This window comes from Olsenella sp. AGMB03486 (genome assembly GCF_040884255.1).
Classification (GTDB): domain Bacteria; phylum Actinomycetota; class Coriobacteriia; order Coriobacteriales; family Atopobiaceae; genus Olsenella_L; species Olsenella_L kribbiana.
Map to the genome: position 1 here is coordinate 24,321 of NZ_JBEVTM010000002.1, position 17,546 is coordinate 41,866.

At 57.6% G+C, this 17,546-nt stretch carries 14 protein-coding genes; 9 read left to right on the top strand and 5 right to left on the bottom strand.

What is annotated here, in order from left to right:
• Positions 1-30 precede the first annotated feature (30 nt).
• The gene (nifJ, locus tag ABVS03_RS01185) at positions 31-3,588 is read left to right on the top strand and encodes a pyruvate:ferredoxin (flavodoxin) oxidoreductase (protein WP_368017682.1); all 3,558 of its coding nucleotides are present in this window, start codon (positions 31-33) and stop codon (positions 3,586-3,588) included.
• Between the two features lie 151 nt (positions 3,589-3,739).
• Here the strand turns inward: nifJ and ABVS03_RS01190 are convergent, their stop codons facing one another.
• Entirely contained in the window at positions 3,740-3,922 is a 183-nt protein-coding gene (locus ABVS03_RS01190) for a hypothetical protein (protein ID WP_368017683.1), read from the bottom strand.
• A 2-nt stretch (positions 3,923-3,924) separates the two neighbouring features.
• On the bottom strand, positions 3,925-4,188 hold the full coding sequence (locus ABVS03_RS01195; protein ID WP_368017684.1) for a TM1266 family iron-only hydrogenase system putative regulator: 264 nt from the start codon (positions 4,186-4,188) through the stop codon (positions 3,925-3,927).
• Positions 4,189-4,314: 126 nt separating this feature from the next.
• Between ABVS03_RS01195 and ABVS03_RS01200 the strand changes: the two genes are divergently transcribed.
• Positions 4,315-5,382 (top strand): ABC transporter substrate-binding protein, encoded by a 1,068-nt coding sequence (locus ABVS03_RS01200; RefSeq protein ID WP_368017685.1) that lies wholly within the window; start codon positions 4,315-4,317, stop codon positions 5,380-5,382.
• Between the two features lie 4 nt (positions 5,383-5,386).
• Complete coding sequence (locus tag ABVS03_RS01205) at positions 5,387-6,775, top strand: ATP-binding cassette domain-containing protein (protein ID WP_368017686.1); 1,389 nt, start codon at positions 5,387-5,389, stop codon at positions 6,773-6,775.
• A gap of 649 nt (positions 6,776-7,424) precedes the next feature.
• Here the strand turns inward: ABVS03_RS01205 and ABVS03_RS01210 are convergent.
• Positions 7,425-8,297, bottom strand: a complete 873-nt coding sequence (locus tag ABVS03_RS01210; protein ID WP_368017687.1) for a LytTR family transcriptional regulator DNA-binding domain-containing protein — start codon at positions 8,295-8,297, stop codon at positions 7,425-7,427.
• A gap of 194 nt (positions 8,298-8,491) precedes the next feature.
• On the opposite strand from ABVS03_RS01210, the gene ABVS03_RS01215 reads away from it, so the two are divergent.
• The 6 genes from ABVS03_RS01215 (at position 8,492) to ABVS03_RS01240 (ending at position 14,287) form a co-directional block, all read left to right on the top strand.
• Positions 8,492-10,738, top strand: coding sequence for a DUF5979 domain-containing protein (locus ABVS03_RS01215; protein ID WP_368017688.1), 2,247 nt, complete (start codon positions 8,492-8,494; stop codon positions 10,736-10,738).
• On the top strand, positions 10,716-11,045 hold the full coding sequence (locus ABVS03_RS01220) for a hypothetical protein (RefSeq protein WP_368017689.1): 330 nt from the start codon (positions 10,716-10,718) through the stop codon (positions 11,043-11,045). Before ABVS03_RS01215 ends, ABVS03_RS01220 begins: the two co-directional genes overlap by 23 nt.
• A gap of 95 nt (positions 11,046-11,140) precedes the next feature.
• Positions 11,141-11,602: a signal peptidase I gene (gene lepB, locus ABVS03_RS01225; protein ID WP_368017690.1), complete on the top strand. Its 462-nt coding sequence runs from the start codon at positions 11,141-11,143 to the stop codon at positions 11,600-11,602.
• A gap of 27 nt (positions 11,603-11,629) precedes the next feature.
• Positions 11,630-12,718, top strand: a complete 1,089-nt coding sequence (locus tag ABVS03_RS01230) for a DUF5979 domain-containing protein (protein WP_368017691.1) — start codon at positions 11,630-11,632, stop codon at positions 12,716-12,718.
• 6 nt (positions 12,719-12,724) lie between these two features.
• Positions 12,725-13,507, top strand: a complete 783-nt coding sequence (locus ABVS03_RS01235) for a class B sortase (RefSeq protein ID WP_330972117.1) — start codon at positions 12,725-12,727, stop codon at positions 13,505-13,507.
• A gap of 90 nt (positions 13,508-13,597) precedes the next feature.
• A complete protein-coding gene (locus tag ABVS03_RS01240) occupies positions 13,598-14,287 on the top strand; it encodes an FctA domain-containing protein (RefSeq protein ID WP_368017692.1) in 690 nt (229 codons plus the stop codon).
• Between the two features lie 78 nt (positions 14,288-14,365).
• On the opposite strand, the gene yihA is transcribed toward ABVS03_RS01240, so the two are convergent.
• Positions 14,366-14,947 carry a ribosome biogenesis GTP-binding protein YihA/YsxC gene (gene yihA / locus ABVS03_RS01245; protein WP_368017693.1) on the bottom strand — a complete coding sequence of 194 codons (582 nt, stop codon included), beginning with the start codon at positions 14,945-14,947 and terminating at the stop codon, positions 14,366-14,368.
• Positions 14,948-14,950: 3 nt separating this feature from the next.
• Positions 14,951-17,119, bottom strand: coding sequence for a UvrD-helicase domain-containing protein (locus tag ABVS03_RS01250; RefSeq protein ID WP_368017694.1), 2,169 nt, complete (start codon positions 17,117-17,119; stop codon positions 14,951-14,953).
• Between the last annotated feature and the right edge of the window lie 427 nt (positions 17,120-17,546).

A 17,546-nucleotide genomic window follows, 5' to 3' on the forward strand; every position in this document is an offset into this window, starting at 1 on the left:
GGCGGACCGTATCGCTTCGAAGGAGAGGATATGGCAAGAAAGTTCAAGTCGATGGACGGCAACGAGGCCGCTGCGTGGGTCTCGTATGCGTTCACCGAGGTGGCGGGCATCTACCCGATCACCCCGTCCAGCCCAATGGCAGACCACGTCGATCAGTGGGCAGCCCAGGGCCTGAAGAACATCTTCGGCACGCCTGTCAAGGTTGTCGAGATGGAGTCTGAGGCAGGTGCTTCAGGCACCGTGCACGGTTCCCTTGGTGCTGGTGCTCTGACGACCACCTACACGGCATCTCAGGGCCTGCTCCTCATGATCCCGAACATGTACAAGATCGCTGCTGAGGGACTGCCTGCAGTCTTCCACGTCAGCGCCCGTACGGTCGCGACCCATGCTCTGAACATCTTCGGCGATCACTCTGATGTCATGGCTTGCCGCCAGACCGGTTTCGCAATGCTCGCTGAGGGCAATGTCCAGGAGGTCATGGACCTCGCTCCTGTGGCACACCTTGCTGCCATCGAGGGCGGCGTGCCGTTCCTGAACTTCTTCGACGGCTTCCGCACGTCCCACGAGATCCAGAAGGTCGCTATGTGGGACTTCGACGACCTCAAGGACATGCTCGACATGGACGCTGTCCAGCGCTTCCGTGACCACGCACTCAACCCTGAGCATCCGCATGCCCGTGGCGCGCACGAGAACGGCGATATCTTCTTCCAGCATCGTGAGGCCTGCAACGCGACCTACGACAAGCTTCCTGAGATCGTCCAGGCATACATGGACAAGATCAACGCGAAGCTCGGCACGAGCTATCACCTGTTCGACTACTATGGCGCCGAGGACGCAGACCGCGTCGTCGTCTGCATGGGCTCCTTCTGCGATACGCTCGAGGAGGTCATCGACTACCTCAACGCCCACGGCGAGAAGGTCGGCCTCGTGAAGGTCCGCCTGTACCGTCCGTTCGACATCAAGTCCTTCGTGGCAGCACTCCCGAAGACCGTCAAGAAGATCGCTGTCCTCGACCGCACCAAGGAGCCGGGCTCCATCGGCGAGCCGCTCTACGAGGATGTCGTCGCTGCTCTCTACGAGGCAGGCCGTTCTGACCTCGTCGTGACCGGCGGCCGCTATGGCCTGGGCTCGAAGGACGAGCCGCCTGCGGCAGCATTCTCCGTCTACGAGGAGCTCAAGAAGGACCAGCCCAAGCGCGAGTTCACGATCGGCATCGTCGACGATGTCACGAACCTCTCGCTCCCGATGGATCCGGATGCTCCGAACACCGCAGCCCCTGGCACCATCGAGTGCAAGTTCTGGGGTCTCGGTGGCGACGGCACGGTCGGCGCGAACAAGAACTCCATCAAGATTATCGGCGACCATACCGACAAGTATGTCCAGGCATACTTCCAGTATGACTCCAAGAAGACTGGCGGCGTGACGATCTCCCACCTGCGCTTCGGCGATTCCCCGATCCGCTCGCCGTACTACGTCACGAAGGCCGACTTCGTCGCCTGCCACAACCCCTCCTACATCATCAAGGGCTTCAAGATGGTCCGCGATGTCAAGCCGGGCGGCACCTTCCTCGTGAACTGCCAGTGGTCTGACGAAGAGTTCGCCGAGAAGCTTCCTGCCGAGGCAAAGCGCTACATCGCGAAGAACAACATCTCCGTCTACCTGATTGACGCTATCGACCTTGCTGCCAAGGTCGGCATGGGCAAGCGCACGAACACGGTCCTTCAGTCCGCGTTCTTCGCTCTCGCCAAGGTCCTGCCTGCTGAGGATGCTCTCCAGTACATGAAGGATGCTGCTGAGAAGTCCTATGCCAAGAAGGGCCAGGCAATCGTCGAGGCCAACTGGAAGGCAATCGACGCCGGCGCAACCGCATTCCACAAGTTCGAGGTGCCTGCTGACTGGGCAGATGCTCAGGATGCACCGAAGACCCTGACGCTCGAGGGCCGCGAGGCTATCGTCAAGCAGGTCAAGGACCTTCTCACCCCGATCAACCTGATGGACGGCGACTCCCTGCCGGTCTCTGCCTTCAAGCAGAACCCGGATGGCCAGTGGGAGCTGGGCGCTTCTGCCTACGAGAAGCGCGGCACCGCAGTCATGGTTCCTCGCTGGGATTCCTCGAAGTGCATCCAGTGCAACAGCTGCGCCTTCGTCTGCCCGCACGCAACCATCCGTCCGGTTGTCATGAACGCTGAGGAGGCTGCTGCTGCACCTGCCCAGATGCAGATGACCGACCTCAAGGTCCCGAAGGGCACCGGCTACAAGTTCACGATCGCTGTCTCCCCGCTCGACTGCATGGGCTGCTACAACTGCCTGTACGTCTGCCCGAAGTCGGACGTCAAGGAGGGCGGCGCCCTCACCATGGTTCCTCAGGAGGAGGAAGCTGCTCAGGCAGAGGTCTGGGATTACGCCGTCAACAAGGTCACCGAGAAGTCCGAGCTTGCCAATGACAAGACCCCGAAGGCATCTCAGTACCACAAGCCGCTGCTCGAGTTCTCCGGCTCCTGCGCCGGCTGCGCCGAGACGTCCTATGCACGTCTTGTCACCCAGCTCTTCGGCGACCGCATGTTCATCTCCAACGCCACCGGCTGCTCCTCGATCTGGGGCAACCCGGCAGCAACCTCGCCGTACACGGTCAACGCTTGCGGCCATGGTCCGGCTTGGAACAACTCGCTCTTCGAGGACAATGCTGAGCACGGCATGGGCCTCGAGGTCGGCTATGAGGCAGAGCAGAACCGTCTGGTCGCAGCAACTGAGAAGCTGCTCGAGACCGAGGGCCTCTCTGACTCCTTCAAGGACGCTGCAACCGCATGGCTCGAGAACCGCAATGATTCCCTGAAGTCCCGTGCTGCTGCTGACGCCTACATCGCACAGCTCGAGGACAACGGCTCCGATGCTGCAAAGGAGATCCTCGCGGACAAGTCCTTCCTGTCCAAGAAGTCCTTCTGGATCTTCGGCGGCGACGGCTGGGCATACGATATCGGCTTCGGCGGACTCGACCATGTCCTCGCCTCTGGCCGCAATGTCAATGTCTTCGTCTTCGATACCGAGGTCTACTCCAACACGGGTGGCCAGGCATCCAAGGCTTCCAACCTCGGCCAGGTCGCGCAGTTCGCTGCTGCCGGCAAGACCACGAAGAAGAAGTCCCTTGCCGAGATTGAGATGAGCTACGGCTACGTCTACGTGGCACAGGTTGCCATGGGCGCCAATATGGCTCAGACCCTCAAGGCCATTGCTGAGGCTGAGGCCTATGACGGACCGTCGCTGGTTATCGGCTACAGCCCCTGCGAGATGCACTCCATCAAGAAGGGCGGCATGATGCACTGCCAGGAAGAGATGAAGCGTGCCGTGGACTGCGGCTACTGGAACCTCTTCCGCTTCAACCCCGCTGCTCCGGAAGGCAAGAAGTTCACGCTCGACTCCAAGGAGCCGAAGGGTGGCTATCAGGACTTCCTGATGAACGAGGCGCGCTACGCTTCCCTGACCCGCTCCTTCCCGGAGCGCGCAAAGGAGCTCTTCGCTGAGAACGAGGAAGCTGCTATGGAGCGCTACGCGCACCTACTCAAGCTCAAGGATATGTACGCCGACGCATAAGGCATACGCACTCCAGAGCCTGATGTAAGCTCGAAGGACCGGAACCGAAAGGCTCCGGTCCTTCTTTTGTGAAGCTGCTATTTGCCCGCGACATGAAAGCGCCCCAACCAGCCTGTGCTGGATGGGGCGCTGCTTGTCTTTGCGTGCGCTTCTATGCCGGCGTGGCTTCGCTCCAGACGTGTCCGCACTTGTTGCAGAGATAGACATTGATAATGTTGCCCAGGCCATCTGGGTAGCTCTGCGTGCAGGTCACGTCGTCAGAGCCGCAGACCGGGCAGTCGGGGCAGGCAAGATAGGCATCAAGCTCGTCTCCTGATATCTCATGTGCTCCCATGGCTACTCCTCTTCGTCGGTATAGGCATTCGAATAGGCGGCTTTCGCAGAGATGCCGGGAAGCGACCCGATGCGTCCTGCCAGGGCAGAGATCGTGTCATCCGTCGCATCCACGGCGACGCTGATAACGTTCAGATGATGGGCACGGTAGGGGATGCCCATGCGGCCAATGATGCAGGGTGCATATTCATGCAGAAGGTCGTTCAGGGCACTGACAGAGTTGGGGTCTTCCACGATGATGCCGATAACGGCGACACGGGTCTTCAAAGGGTGCCTTCTTTCAGTCGGGCTTCATGTCCGCTTGGACTGAGTCTTCCATGCGGCGTTATACTCATATGTACCCGATTTGGAAGGCAGCACGAGCGGTGCTGCATGACAGGAAGGCATGTGAATATGCGTAACGTGACACGCCGCGAGGCTCTTGCGGCACTGGCTGGTCTTGGACTTACCGGATTCCTCGGAGCCTGCGGAAATTCTTCCCAGACCGCATCTTCCACCGCGCAGACCGAAGAGAAGACAGACGACGTTGTCGTCCGTGTCGCATCTCTCAAGGGCCCCACGACCATCGGCCTTGTGAACATGATGAACGATACGGCAGGCATTCCTGCTGACGGAGGAAATCTCTCCCAGGCAGGGGAGGCTGAGGAAGGCTCTGGCATCACCTATGCCTACCAGATGTCCTCTGCTCCTGACGAGGTGCTGCCGCTCGTGATCCAGGGCACAGCCGATATCGCGCTCGTGCCTTCCAATGCAGCTGCCGTTCTCTATGCAAAGACGAAGGGCGAGGTCCAGGTCATCGACCTTAATACCCTGGGCGTCCTCTCTGTCGTCACGGGCGACTCCTCCATTCAGCAGTTCGAAGACCTTGCTGGCAAGACCATCTACATCTCCGGCAAGGGCTCCTCTCCTGAGTATGTGATGAACTACCTCCTCGAGCAGGCAGGCATCGCGGACTCCGTCACGATGGAGTGGCAGAGCGAGCACACCGAGGTGGCATCGGTGCTTGCCTCGGATCCTTCGGCTGTGGGCGTGCTTCCGCAGCCCTTCACGACGGCGACGCTTGCCCAGAACTCTGCGCTGGCAGCCCCGATCGATCTTACGGATGTGTGGGAGAAGTACGCAGGAGATACCGGCTCCCTCTATGTCATGGGCGCCACAATCGTGCGCTCCGAGTTTGCAGAAGAGCATCCTCAGGCAGTCGCCGACTTCCTCTCCCGCCATGCCGCGTCTGTCCAGAAGAGCTCAGACGACGTGGCAGGAACGGCAGCGCTTGTTGTCCAGGCCGGCATCGTCGCGAAGGAGCCTATTGCCGAGAAGGCAATACCGCAGTGCAACATCGTATGCATGACCGGAGACGAGATGAGAGACGGCCTGACAGGCTACCTCCAGGTGCTCTACGACGCAGACGCAAGCTCTGTGGGCGGAGCTCTTCCTGAGGACGACTTCTACTACAATGCCTAGCTCTGTGCCTGAGAAGAAGCATTCAAGCTGGACCTCGCGCATTGCCGTCGCTGCCTTCTGGATTTTGGTCTGGGAGGCGGCGAGCCTTCTTGTGGGGAGTCCGATCCTCTTTGCAGGACCCATCGATACGGTGCTGCGCCTGGTGAGCTTTGTGCCCGATCCTGCCTTCTGGGAAGCGCTTGCGCTCTCGTTTGCGCATATCCTGGCAGGATTCCTTGCAGGCTTTGCTGTGGCGCTCGTGCTGGGCTTCCTCTCCCACAGGTATAGGCTCATGCGCGAGCTTCTGGCACCCTTCTTCGATGCCCTGAAATCGATTCCCCTTGTCTGCATCATCGTCCTTTTGCTCCTCTGGGTAGGCTCGAAGAAGGTCTCAGGACTCGCAGTGTTTCTGGCGGTATTCCCTGCGGTCTATTTCAGCATGCTTGAAGGGCTCGATGCCCAGGACCCCAAGCTCCGCGAGCTCCTGCATGCAATGCAGACATCGGGCATGAGGATATTTTTCGCTGATACCTGGCAGCAGCTTCTGCCCTTCCTTCTGGGGACCGCGAGGAATGTGTGCGGGATGGCATGGAAGGCAGGCGTGGCAGCTGAGGTCATAGGCACTCCCCGGGGCACGATCGGCGAAGCCGTCTATCAGTCGAAGCTCCTGCTCGAGACAGCAGACCTCTTTGCCTGGACCATAGCGATCGTGCTTGCCTCCTGGGCCTGCGAGAGGGTCTTCCTGGCGCTGCTCAAGGCAAGCGGCAAGGGAGCACTTCGTCTAGCACTCAGAGGACGGCACAAGGCAGAATCTTCAGATGCTTCAGCCACAGTGTCTGTTCGCGATCTCACATTGGGATATCCTGCGGCAGATGGGGCATCTCCGACGGTTCTGACACAACATCTGGCCTTCACGCTTCCGGCAGGCACAAGATGGATCCTGACGGATGCCTCAGGTGCCGGCAAGACAACCTTCATCAGCTGTGTATCGGGGCTCTCAGAGCCGCTCTCAGGCTCGATAGAGCGCCCACACGACATATCGCTCATGTGCCAGGAGGCACGGCTTGTAGAGGCCTATACACCCGAAGAGAATGTGGAGCTCACTTCTGTGCTCGTATGCGATGAGGTGGAAGCGCTTCTTCGGGAGCTTCTGCCCGAGGATTGTCTGGGCAGGGCCGTGAGCGAGCTTTCGGGAGGCCAGAGACGGCGCGTCGAGCTTGTCCGCGCCCTTGCCCATGCATCAGGGCTTGTGCTTCTCGATGAGCCCTTCGCCTCGCTCGACGAAAGAACACATAAGGAGGCTGCTGCCTTCATCCTGAGGCATCTGGAAGGCCGCACGCTCATCGTTGCCTCCCATGCACAGGGAGACCGGGAGCTTGTAGCTGCTGAGGAGCTCGAGCTTTTCGGCCGCTAGGCGCAGAAAGCAGAATCTTGCTGTTGAGGTGGACACCAATCTCCGCACACTGCTAGGCAGTGAACCTTCCTGCATGCTCCATGGGGGTCAGCCATCCCAGACGCTCCTGCCTCCTGCGATCGCTGCAGCAGCCGGCGTGCCTGCCTGCAGGCGCCATGGCCCCCTCGGAGGGAGATGCGCCGCGTCTCCCATCTGCTCCTCCATCCGTCCCCAGAAGCTCCCGATGCATGCATTGTCCCGGCAGCAGTGCCCGCCTGGACATGGACTGCCGAATCCCGAGCTCCCTGGGCCTGTTCGGATGCCGTCGGGAAGGCCAGGCCCCTGAGCTGGCCATATGTGTCCAAAACGGGCCTCTCTGCCATCTCGGCCTTCCCGCGCGCCCTGATGGCCCTCTGCCTCTCCGCGGCTTTCTGCCTTCATGGCAGCGTCTCATGCATTCTTCCCTGAACCACTCCGAGCAGACGGACGATCCCGTCCTGACCTCGTCCACCGCATCCAGCGGGATGGGATAGGCTCTCTTCCTTCGTGAACCTGCCATCGATCATATATGGAGCCCCGTTCCGCCCGTGGCCTGCTGCCGGGCGGAATCGAACTGTTTCGCGATTCCGAATCGGTTGTGCGGAATACGGGGTCCAGGTCATCGTCTGCTTCACCCAGAGACATCTTCTGAGGCGGAAGTATGTTCGGGGGGTGCTCCCTGAGGCAGTGTGCTTGTCGCGTCCTGTGATTCCGCATGCGCAGCGGCGAGTGTGTCATTCAGGACAGAAAGCACCTTCTCGCGTATTTGGGCAGACTGCTTCAGGGGAATCGGGACCTTCTCGAAATCGCCGAGCTGTATCTCCTCACGGGATACCTTCGAGACATACAGGACATTTACGGCGTAGCTTCTGTGCACCCGCACGAAATAGCCAGGGAAACGGCTGAGCAGGTTGGTAAGCGAATCGCGGATTCTGAAACGCTCTGTCTTCTGGCAGACACAGACATACTGGTGCTGCGCTTCGAGATAGAGCACGGAACGTGGCACTACGACATGGGTCACGCTATCAGAATCTTTCAGGATGAGCGGTCTCTCTTCCGGCAGAAGGGAGACCGGCTGCATATTCCTGGAGTCTTTCACGAAGAATTCCCGGATGCCCTCGGATGTGTGCTCGAGCACAGGTGCCGAGATGTGCAGATGCACAAGCTTCGGGCCTTGGGCAGTGAGCCGCCAGATAAGCGTTGCGCGCCCATTGATATCAGGCTTGTCCTGACGCAGCACCCGAGCGCAGACGAGCGTGACACAGGTATGCGTATCGCGGTAGATGCTGGAGTTGGAATCTATGGCATATTCAAGCTGTGCAAGCAGGGGCTGCGCCTTGACGCAGAAGTCGACGATTGCAGATTTGCCAGATCCTGGCGCTGCAGCAAAAGGCCCGGCAAAGGTGCAGTCCTCTGCAAGAAAGGGGATGCATTCCTTCACGTGGCAGGCCATCAGCTGGAGGATGAACTCCCGCGAGATGGATGTCGGATCGGACCTGAGCAAGCTGCCTCTTATCCGCAACATGAGGAATATAAGAACAGCATCAAGCTTATCTGAAAGTGCTGATTGATTCATTTTCTTTCAATCCTGTTTGGGCGTCATTCAGACCAAAGTGGCTTTAAGGAAAAAGTTTGCTGTTAAAAAAAGACACAGTTCGTCCTACACGCAGGCAATAACGAAAGCATATGAGGCTGCTCATGAAGAAGACGCTTGAATGGACACATCCAGCATTGCATCTCGTTCAGAAGGCACTTGTGGCTGCTGTCGCGATCATTGCGGCAGTGGGGCTCTTCGCCGTGCCTGTGCCTGCATATGCAGACAGCACGCTCTCGCTGCCTGCGCCTGACCACGCGAAAACTGCCGAGCTCGATCCTGCAACAGGCAAGATCAAGATTACGCTCAGCGTTACGGGCAAGACTGACGCAAGCCAGTCTAAGACCAGTGCGAATGTCATCGTTGTCCTCGATACCTCAGGATCGATGGATGAGATCGTCGATCAGAGTGCTGTCAAATATGAGAAGGAAGACAGCTGGGACAAGGGCGGCAGGTACGGTTTGGTGCGGGGCCAGTATGTAAAGCTGTACCAATCTGATGACAATGATGGCTATTACTACTACAACAACGGCTATGGAAGATGGTATACCGGACAGCGCTATAAGCGTGCTGCTGGCACGAGGCTTGCTGTTGCCAAGCAGGCACTTTCTAATCTTGCCGACCAACTCATCTCTTCGACCGATAGCACCGTGAAGATTGCCCTCGAGACATTCTCAGATAATGGCAATGATGTAAGCGCATATTATGGTGCAGGAAAGGCTGATGACTTCAAGAGCCTTGTGAATGGAACCGTTGCTGATGGTGGCACGAACTGGGCAGATGCTCTCGCAAAGGCGAATGAAAAGGCTGCGGATCCGGCAGAGAAGTCTACTCCTACTTATATCGTCTTCCTGTCTGATGGCAAGCCGACGTATGGCATGTACAATGGTTATCGCTATGGTGATGGCACCGAGAGCCAGAAAAACTTGAGCTACCTCGATGATTTTGTCACTGATGCTGTCAATACGGCAAATGCGAGGCCAGACAATGTCTATGGCTTCTATGCAATCTATACCGGCTCTGATGCCAAATCTAGCATGAACAGCTTTGCTGGCCGCACAAATGCTTCGCCGGACGGAGCTGCAATAGACGGTTCGGATAGTACCGCTCTCAACAATGCGTTCAACAAAATTGTCACGACTATCCAGTCGAGCATTTCGTATACCAACGTCAAGATCACTGACCCCAATTCTGATTTTGTGGAATATGTTCTCCCCACGGATTCTAACGAGCCGACATTTACCTATACGAAGGGTGGCGAGACTTGGAGCGATGCACCTGCTGCCTATGTCGAGAATGACAGTGTTGTATGGGATCTCGGCAACCGCACGCTTGATCCAAACGTGACCTATTCCGTAAGCTTCGAAGTCAAGCTTAAGCAGGAAGCATACAATGCTGCTGCTCCGGCGGGTGACGAGAATCCAGTTACAACTGTTGATACCAATAAAATGGCGCAGCTTGCCTATAGCACTGTGATTACGAAGGACGGTAAAGCTGGTGACCCGACCGTCCAGGACCCTGTTGCTATTCCATCGCGTCAGGTAGATGTTCCGACATCTAAGCTTGTCATCACGAAGACCTGGGTTGGCGAAGGCGACAAGCCGAGCTCCATCACGCTTAAGATTAAGCAGGACGGTCATGACTATAAGACAGTGACTGTGCAGCCGGATGCCGCTGGCAACTGGGCGACCACGGTTGATGTTGCCACTGGTCCTGATGGTCATTCCTACACCATCGATGAGGAGCCAATCAGTGGTTGGACAGAGACCACTAAGGCCGCCGGTGTCACCTTCAAGAACCTCTTCACTGAGTACAGCGACCAGAACATCGAGAATACTTTCCAGTCCGGTAAGCTGACTCTTACGAAGAAGATCAAGGGCAATGCTGCAAACACTTCCGACACGTTTAAGTTCGATCTGAGCTGCCCCGAGCTCAAGAACAAAGAGTTCACGAGTGGAAACAAAACCATCTCGTTCGATAGCGATGGCAAGGCGACTGTCGATCTCACCAACGGTGAGACCATCGAGCTGAACAATGTTCCTGCAGGCAAGGCCATCGTTATCACTGAGCGTGCTTCGGATACTCCAAATGCGAAGATGACGACTGTGGCCAAGGTTGGCAACGATACTACGACCTTTGACAAGGATCAGGCCAAGACAGTCCGTGCGACTGTTGCAGATGGCGGGACCACGGAAGTTGTCTACACGAACCGGACCGATATCGCTCCGGACACTGGTCTTGATATCTCCACTACATCCCAGGGCGTGCTTCTCGGTGTGGCTGCAGCAGGTGCAGCAACGCTCGCAGCAGCTGCCATAAGGAAGAACCATGGCGAGCGAAAGGAGAGGTAGACGGCAGAGCACTGGGCGCCAGGGACAGATGGCACAAGAGCCCCAAGATCCGCAGGAGCTATCCCTGGAGCTCATAGCGCAGAAGCTCGACCAGCTCACATGGCGGCACAGCCTCATGGGAGTGGACGAGCGGGAGGTATGGCACGTAATAGAGAGGCTGGACGAGATGTACCGGCAGCTCTACCGCGAACAGGAAGTCCGCTACGAGGCTCTGCTCAAAGAAGCCAGACAGCAGCACCTGACGTCATCCCCCTCCGACGAAACGAGACCTCTCGTAGTCAGAAATCCACAACGGATTCGTGGCTAGAAGGGTTCCATGCAGATATTCTCCAAGCTCCGACTCACGAGGCAATCGAGAAGCGAAGAAGACGCTTCGAGACCCAGAGGTCGGTAGCGGGTACCTTGCTCAAGCTCCTGATATTCGTTGGAGCTCTGTATCTGGTCTTCTCTACGGTCTTCGGGTTCTTCCGGGTTGCAGGCAATGCAATGCGGCCGACGGCAGGAGATGGGGACCTGGCACTGACGACGAGGATCTTCGACTCGCTTGAGACGAACGATCTGGTTGTCTACGAACACAGCGGAGTGCTTCAGCTCGGACGTGTGGTTGCACAGCCAGGAGATTCGGTCGAGATTGACGATGACGGAGACCTTCTCGTCAACGGCAACCTGCAGGCTTCGGTCACGCAGGGAACCACGGAGAAAGGATCGGGTTCCTTCGAATACCCGGTTGTCCTAGGGGATGGGCAATACTTCATCCTCAACGACGACAGAAGCTCTACCCAAGACTCGAGAGAGCTTGGCCCGGTTGGTCTTAACGAGGTCAGAGGAAAGCTCATAGCGCTCCTAAGGCTCCGTGAGATATAGGTAAATCCTTAGAGGAAGGGATTCATCATGAAGTTCAGCACCAAGAAGTTCGGGAGCATCGCAACCGCTGCAGTGCTTGCAGGGACCATGGCATTCGTGCCAGCCACCGCACTGGCAACCCCCGTGTCCTCTACGGACACCGGCCTGACCAAGACCTGGGTTGTGCCTTCTGACGCACAGTTCACGGACGAGACCTTCAACTTCACGCTTCACTACAACGGCAATCCAGATCCTGTTGGTTCCAACCCCACTGCTGACCCGACTGGCCTTGACGGGAAAAACAACAAGACTGTGTCCCTCACGAAGGACGCATTCTCTGGTGATGGCACCAAGACCGCAACGAAGAACTACGCGCAGCTCTTCGACGGCATCGACTTCAGCAAGCCCGGTATCTACTCCTTCACGCTGACCGAGCAGAAAGGCATCAACCAGAACATCGTTTACGACACCAATACTTCCTACACGGTGAAGGTCTGGGTCACCTGGGCTACGGTCAATGATGATCCTAATGGTGCACCTACTTCTGACACCCAGATTGCTGCCGTGAAGGCGTATGACGCTGATGGTACTAAGGAGCCTAACGGCGCTATCTTCAACAACACCGACCCCAACGGCAACCTGACCGTCAGCAAGACTGTCAAGGGCATCGCCGCCAACACCGACGACGAGTTCTCCTTCAAGGCCGAGCTCAAAAAGGGCAATGATGATCTGACTGGCTCCTATGAGTACACGAAGACTGACGCTTCTGGCAAGACCACTAATGGCACATATAAGAGTGGCGATCCCTTTACTCTGAAGAACGGCGAGACCTTCGTGATCAAGAATCTCCCGAAGGATGCTACTTATACCGTGACCGAGACCGACGCCAAGGGCTATGACTCCACCGATGTTACCGCTGAGGGCACGACGACTCAGAAGACCACGACGGGCTCCGGCACTATTAGCCAGGATCACGAGAACGACAACGTCGCTTTCGTGAACAACAAGGGCTTCCTTCCCCCTGTGACCGGCATCACGATGAACACCCTGCCGTTCGCAGTGGTCGCCACGGTTGCAGTTGCAGGTGGTGCAGCCCTCGTTATCTCCCGTCGTCGTCACGCTGGCGAGGACTTCTAAAGAGCGATGAGTGCGGCAGCAGACACCTTCGGAACCTATGGAAGGTACGGGCACCAGACAGCTGGTGCCCGTGCTGCCCGCATCTTTGACCATGCTGCTACGTGGGTCATGGCAATCGTCCTTCTTCTGATCGGAGGACTTGCAGGGTATTCCCTCTATGATTCCTATCAGGTTGTGGAAGGGTCAGACCTCACGCAGTACCGACCTGGAGGATATGGGTTCGGAGAGCTTCTTGCGATGAACCCGGATGTTTGTGCCTGGCTTACCGTTGACAACACAGGCATCGATTATCCCGTCGTCCAGGGTGCCGATGACTTCGAGTATCTGGACAAGGATGCGACGGGTGCAAGCTCTGCGTCAGGATCTCTTTTCCTGGACAGCGCCTGTGACCGTAACTTCACCGAGCCCTATGAAGTCATCATGGGACACCATATGGTGGCTCACAAGATGTTCGGCGACCTCGACCTCTTCCTGGATCAGAGCTTCTTCGATGCGAACAAGACAGCCAAGCTGTACCTGCCGCAGGAAACGCTCGAGCTCGAAGTGGACGCGGTGCTCACAGACAATGCTTACGACCAGGTCATCTTCGGGACGCCTGCAGAAGACGGACAGGTGGCAGAGGTCGTGCAGAAGGCGGAGAGCTCGGCTGTGCACTACCGCGAAGGCAGCCTCTCTTCGGAAGATCAGATCATCTCGCTTTCGACCTGCTCTTCCGATGCGACGGATGCGAGGACCATCGTGCTCTGCAAGGTGGTTGCGCGCTATGCACAGGACAATGCAGGAGACTAGCGATTCTGTGCCTGCTCGCTGGGCAGGCATGAGGCATACAGGATGCCGGAACCCCCAGTTCACGGCTACAACAGAGAAGGACACAAGGATATGATCAGGCAGAGCAAAGTTGGATCGTTCCGCAGAAGCGGTGCACGCGGACTCGCCTTGTTCGTGGCAGCTCTGGGTCTCATCTGCGCCGTCATTGCCGGAACCGCAGCTCCCGCGTATGCGTATGAGAAGGCAGAAGCCTCCATCCCGGTAGAGATCACGCTCTCAGGCGATACGGCTGAGTCTGTTCCCGGTTTCACGGTTACGGCTATGCCTCAGAACGAGGCAAGCGCCAAGGCTCTCGCTGCTGATGCGCTCACCTTCGATGCAGCTGCCAAAGCTTCATTCGCTGTCACGGCAGATGAGCCAGTCGAGTACTCCTACAAGGTGACCCAGACGGCAGGCACTGCCGAGAACTGGCAGTACGATACGCGCACCTACCAGGTGACCGTGCAGTTCTGGAATGACAACACGGAGAAGCTGACACCCAAGGTATTCATCTACGAGCTCGATGAGTCTGGCAAGAAGGTCGGCGGGGCCGAGCTCTGCACGTTTGACAACGTGTACACGTCACCTGCAGTGCCTGAGCCGAAACCGGAGCAGAAGCCTGCGGAGCAGAAGGCAGAGAAGAACCCGGATACGTCCGATACGAACTCTGTCACGATGATCCAGGCACTCTCTGCGCTGGGAATCGCTTTTGTCGGCATCGCGGTCTGCATGAAGTTTGCTCGGCGCAGGAACGAGAAGTAGTTTCTCGGTACATAGGCAAGAAGAGAGGCTCTTCCGGATATCCGGAAGAGCCTCTTCGTATAGGGCCTTGCTATACGGTTAGCAGGACTGCTCGATGAAACGCTTCAGGGTATCGATGCCCAGACCGGTCTGTGCCGAGGTGATGACACAGGCCATCTCGTCGACGCCGAAGGCAGCAGCAAGCTTCCTCAGCTGTGCCTGCTGCTTCTGGCGGGAGAGCTTGTCTGCCTTGGTAAGGGCAATGATGAAGGGAAGGCCTGCTCCCTTCAAGTAGTCGATCATCTGGAGGTCAAGTGCCTGGGCATCGAGCCTGATGTCCACAAGGGCTATCACGAGATTGTGTGAGCGCTCGCTTGTGAAGTAGGCATCGATGAGGTCGGCCCAGCGCTGCTTCTCAGCTTGGGAGCGCTGTGCGAAGCCATAGCCAGGAAGGTCTACGAAGTGGATGCCATCAGCTTCGAAGAAGTTGATGTTGGCGGTCTTTCCTGGCTTTCCTGAGACCTTGGCAAGGGACTTCCTGTTGAAGAGTTTGTTGATCAGGGAAGACTTGCCTACATTGGAGCGGCCGACGAAGGAGACCTCTGGGGCCTTCGACTGCGGCAGCTGCTCGACCGTGCCATACGAGGCAAGATAGCGGACCTGTTCATAGCGGATTCCCATGGATCAGACCTCCTGTATCTGGGGAGCATACGGAGCAAGAAGCTCGGAGATGGTTCCCTGGCTGACGATAGTGACCTTGTGCATGGCACGGGAGATGGCGGTATAGAGGCGGCGCCTTGCAAGCGGCGTTGCCGGATAGACATCTGCCTGCGCATCGGGGATGATGACCGCATCGAATTCCAGTCCCTTGGCAAGGGAGAGGTCGAGGACGACAACGCCCTTCAAAGGCAGGATATCATCTGGCTCCATGACACGGACCGATTTCCCGAGCTGCTTTCCGAGCCAGTTGGCACGAGCTGACGTATCGCAGACAAGGGCCGTGAGGCCATCTGCATCGTGCGCTTCATCCACAAGCTCCTTGAGCTTGGCAAGATAGCTCTCGGTATCCTTTGCCTCAAAGATCTGCGCCTTCGTGCCTTCGCGCTGGACCGAGGTGGCGTGGATGTTCTCGTCCTTCTCATAGAGCCCCATGAAGAGGGAGGTGATCTCAGGGGTGGAGCGGTAGGAGGTGAGGAGCCTGAGCTCCTGGATATCCTTGCCTTCCTCGCCGAAGCCTGCATGGACGAAGACATCCTTCATGTTCTGGAAGGTGGCAGTGCCTTCCCGGATGGCCTGATGCTCGTCGCCCAGGAGCATGAAGTGGGCGCCGGAGAAGTAGCGTGCCATCACCATGAGCTGTGCTGCGGTATAGTCCTGGACCTCATCGACCATCACATAGCGGGCCTGGCGGTCGCCGGCACCGGTGATGAGGGAGCGGAGATACAGGTACTCCACGGCATTGAGCTGGTGTCCTACAAGCCTCTGGCCGATGCGGTCAATCCTGAGCCAGCCTGCAGCTTCAATCGTGTCATGGGCGCCTGCGTAGCGTGCCTCCACGTACTTCTTGGCAAGACGGACCGTATCCTCCTCGTCGAGGGGATTGATGGGCTCGCCGAAGATCTGCACCTGCTCGTCGAGGTCTATGCCCAGCATCTCTTCGTGGACATCGTCGTCCTTCGCAAGGGCGGCAAGCCTCTGGTTCAGCCTCTCATGGAGCACATCCTTCACGAGCGCCACAAGGCGTGGTCCCAGAGGGGTTCTCGGGAATTTGGCAAAGGCATTCTTCACCTGCGATGCCTTGATGAGCTGGGTGTCGCCGATACCGACGCCACGGATATCGTCCTCTTCGAGCTCGAGTCCTTCTATTGCCTTCTCCATCCTGAGAAGCTCTTCGGGATCGGTCTTTGTGCCGTCTGCACGGTCCTGGATGCCTTCGTGCACAAGGAAGCCGCGCCAGGTGAAGGTCTGGGGATTGGACTCTCCCAAGGAGGGGAGCACTGTATCGATGTAGCGCTGGAAGACGGCGTTCGGCGTGAAGAGATAGACCTGGTGGGGATTCAAGGTCTCCCTCTGCTGATAGAAGAGATAGGCGATGCGCTGGAGCATGACGGAGGTCTTGCCGGAGCCGGCAATGCCGTTCACGAGAAGGACCGGTATGTCCTCATGGCGGACGACGGCATTCTGCTCCTTCTGGATCGTGGCGGTGATGGCCTGGAGCTTCTCCGAGTGGTGCTGCTTCAGGGCATTGAGCAGAAGCGAATCCTGGATAGCGACCGTCGTATCGAAATACATCCTGAGGCGCTCGCCCTGCAGGTCGAACTGCCTTCTCAGAAGCAGCTCCACCTCGCGCTTCTTGCCGTTCACCTCATAGGAGGTCTTGCCCATCTCCTGGTTGTAGTAGGTCTCGGCGACCGGGCTTCGCCAGTCGATCACGACAGGATGGGAATCCCTGTCCATGACGCCAGAGACGCCGATGTAGATGTCGCGCGGCGGCCTGTTGGGCCTCATGCGCAGCGAGACCTTCGCGAAGTAGGGCTGGTTCAGAAGAACGAGAACGCGCCTCAGCTTCTCTACGTCGAAGTCATGAGCCTGGTTGTAGGCATCGATAACGGAGTTCAGGGTCTCGATGGCGGCAAGGGTTTCCATTGCCTCGTCTTCGCCGCCGAAGTCCTGCGTTACCTCTTCGGACATGTCGCGCAGATCCTGCGCTGCTGCCTTGTGGGTGACTTCGAGCCTGTGGGTGAGCTCGTCTCTGAGCTCTATGAGCTTCTGGTAGGTCTCCGAGAGATGCTCCTGCTCTTCTTTGAAGACAGGATCGTCCCTGAATTCCTCGGGTATCTGGATATCTGCCATACATCCTCCTGGTGCCTGGATCGGTGCAGAGCTTGAAATTTCGCAATAAATAATTGTGCCCTATAGAGAGGCATTCCGAACACGTGCTCAGAAGAGTTCCAGAAAATGAGGGTGATTCATCCTGCTGTGGCCACTGTCAGAGGACATAGGGCTGTCTCATAAGGATGCTCAGAGACTGGCAGAGGGATGCTTTTGCTTTCACACACTGCGAATGCAGAGGCCTTACTCCTGTCGGGGCCCATCTGGCATGAGGGGACCTGCCAGATTGTGGCAGCTGCTGCTCGTCGCAGCCAACCCGCCGTATGGCGATGACGGCAATGGCATGCCGTTCATCCGGCAGATGGGCCGCTGAGGAAGACGGAGCGTACTTTTCAGGGAATGCTATTGATTATGAAGAAAGAAAATGAAGCACGAGTCTTTCAGTAAA

Excerpts from the sequence above, each read along its gene's own strand:
- yihA (WP_368017693.1), bottom strand. The coding sequence starts at position 14,947 with ATGGGAATCCGCTATGAACAGGTCCGCTATCTTGCCTCGTATGGCACG.
- ABVS03_RS01230 (WP_368017691.1), top strand. The coding sequence starts at position 11,630 with ATGAAGTTCAGCACCAAGAAGTTCGGGAGCATCGCAACCGCTGCAGTG.
- ABVS03_RS01190 (WP_368017683.1), bottom strand. The coding sequence starts at position 3,922 with ATGGGAGCACATGAGATATCAGGAGACGAGCTTGATGCCTATCTTGCC.
- ABVS03_RS01240 (WP_368017692.1), top strand. The coding sequence starts at position 13,598 with ATGATCAGGCAGAGCAAAGTTGGATCGTTCCGCAGAAGCGGTGCACGC.
- ABVS03_RS01235 (WP_330972117.1), top strand. The coding sequence starts at position 12,725 with ATGAGTGCGGCAGCAGACACCTTCGGAACCTATGGAAGGTACGGGCAC.
- ABVS03_RS01250 (WP_368017694.1), bottom strand. The coding sequence starts at position 17,119 with ATGGCAGATATCCAGATACCCGAGGAATTCAGGGACGATCCTGTCTTC.
- nifJ (WP_368017682.1), top strand. The coding sequence starts at position 31 with ATGGCAAGAAAGTTCAAGTCGATGGACGGCAACGAGGCCGCTGCGTGG.
- ABVS03_RS01200 (WP_368017685.1), top strand. The coding sequence starts at position 4,315 with ATGCGTAACGTGACACGCCGCGAGGCTCTTGCGGCACTGGCTGGTCTT.
- ABVS03_RS01215 (WP_368017688.1), top strand. The coding sequence starts at position 8,492 with ATGAAGAAGACGCTTGAATGGACACATCCAGCATTGCATCTCGTTCAG.
- ABVS03_RS01220 (WP_368017689.1), top strand. The coding sequence starts at position 10,716 with ATGGCGAGCGAAAGGAGAGGTAGACGGCAGAGCACTGGGCGCCAGGGA.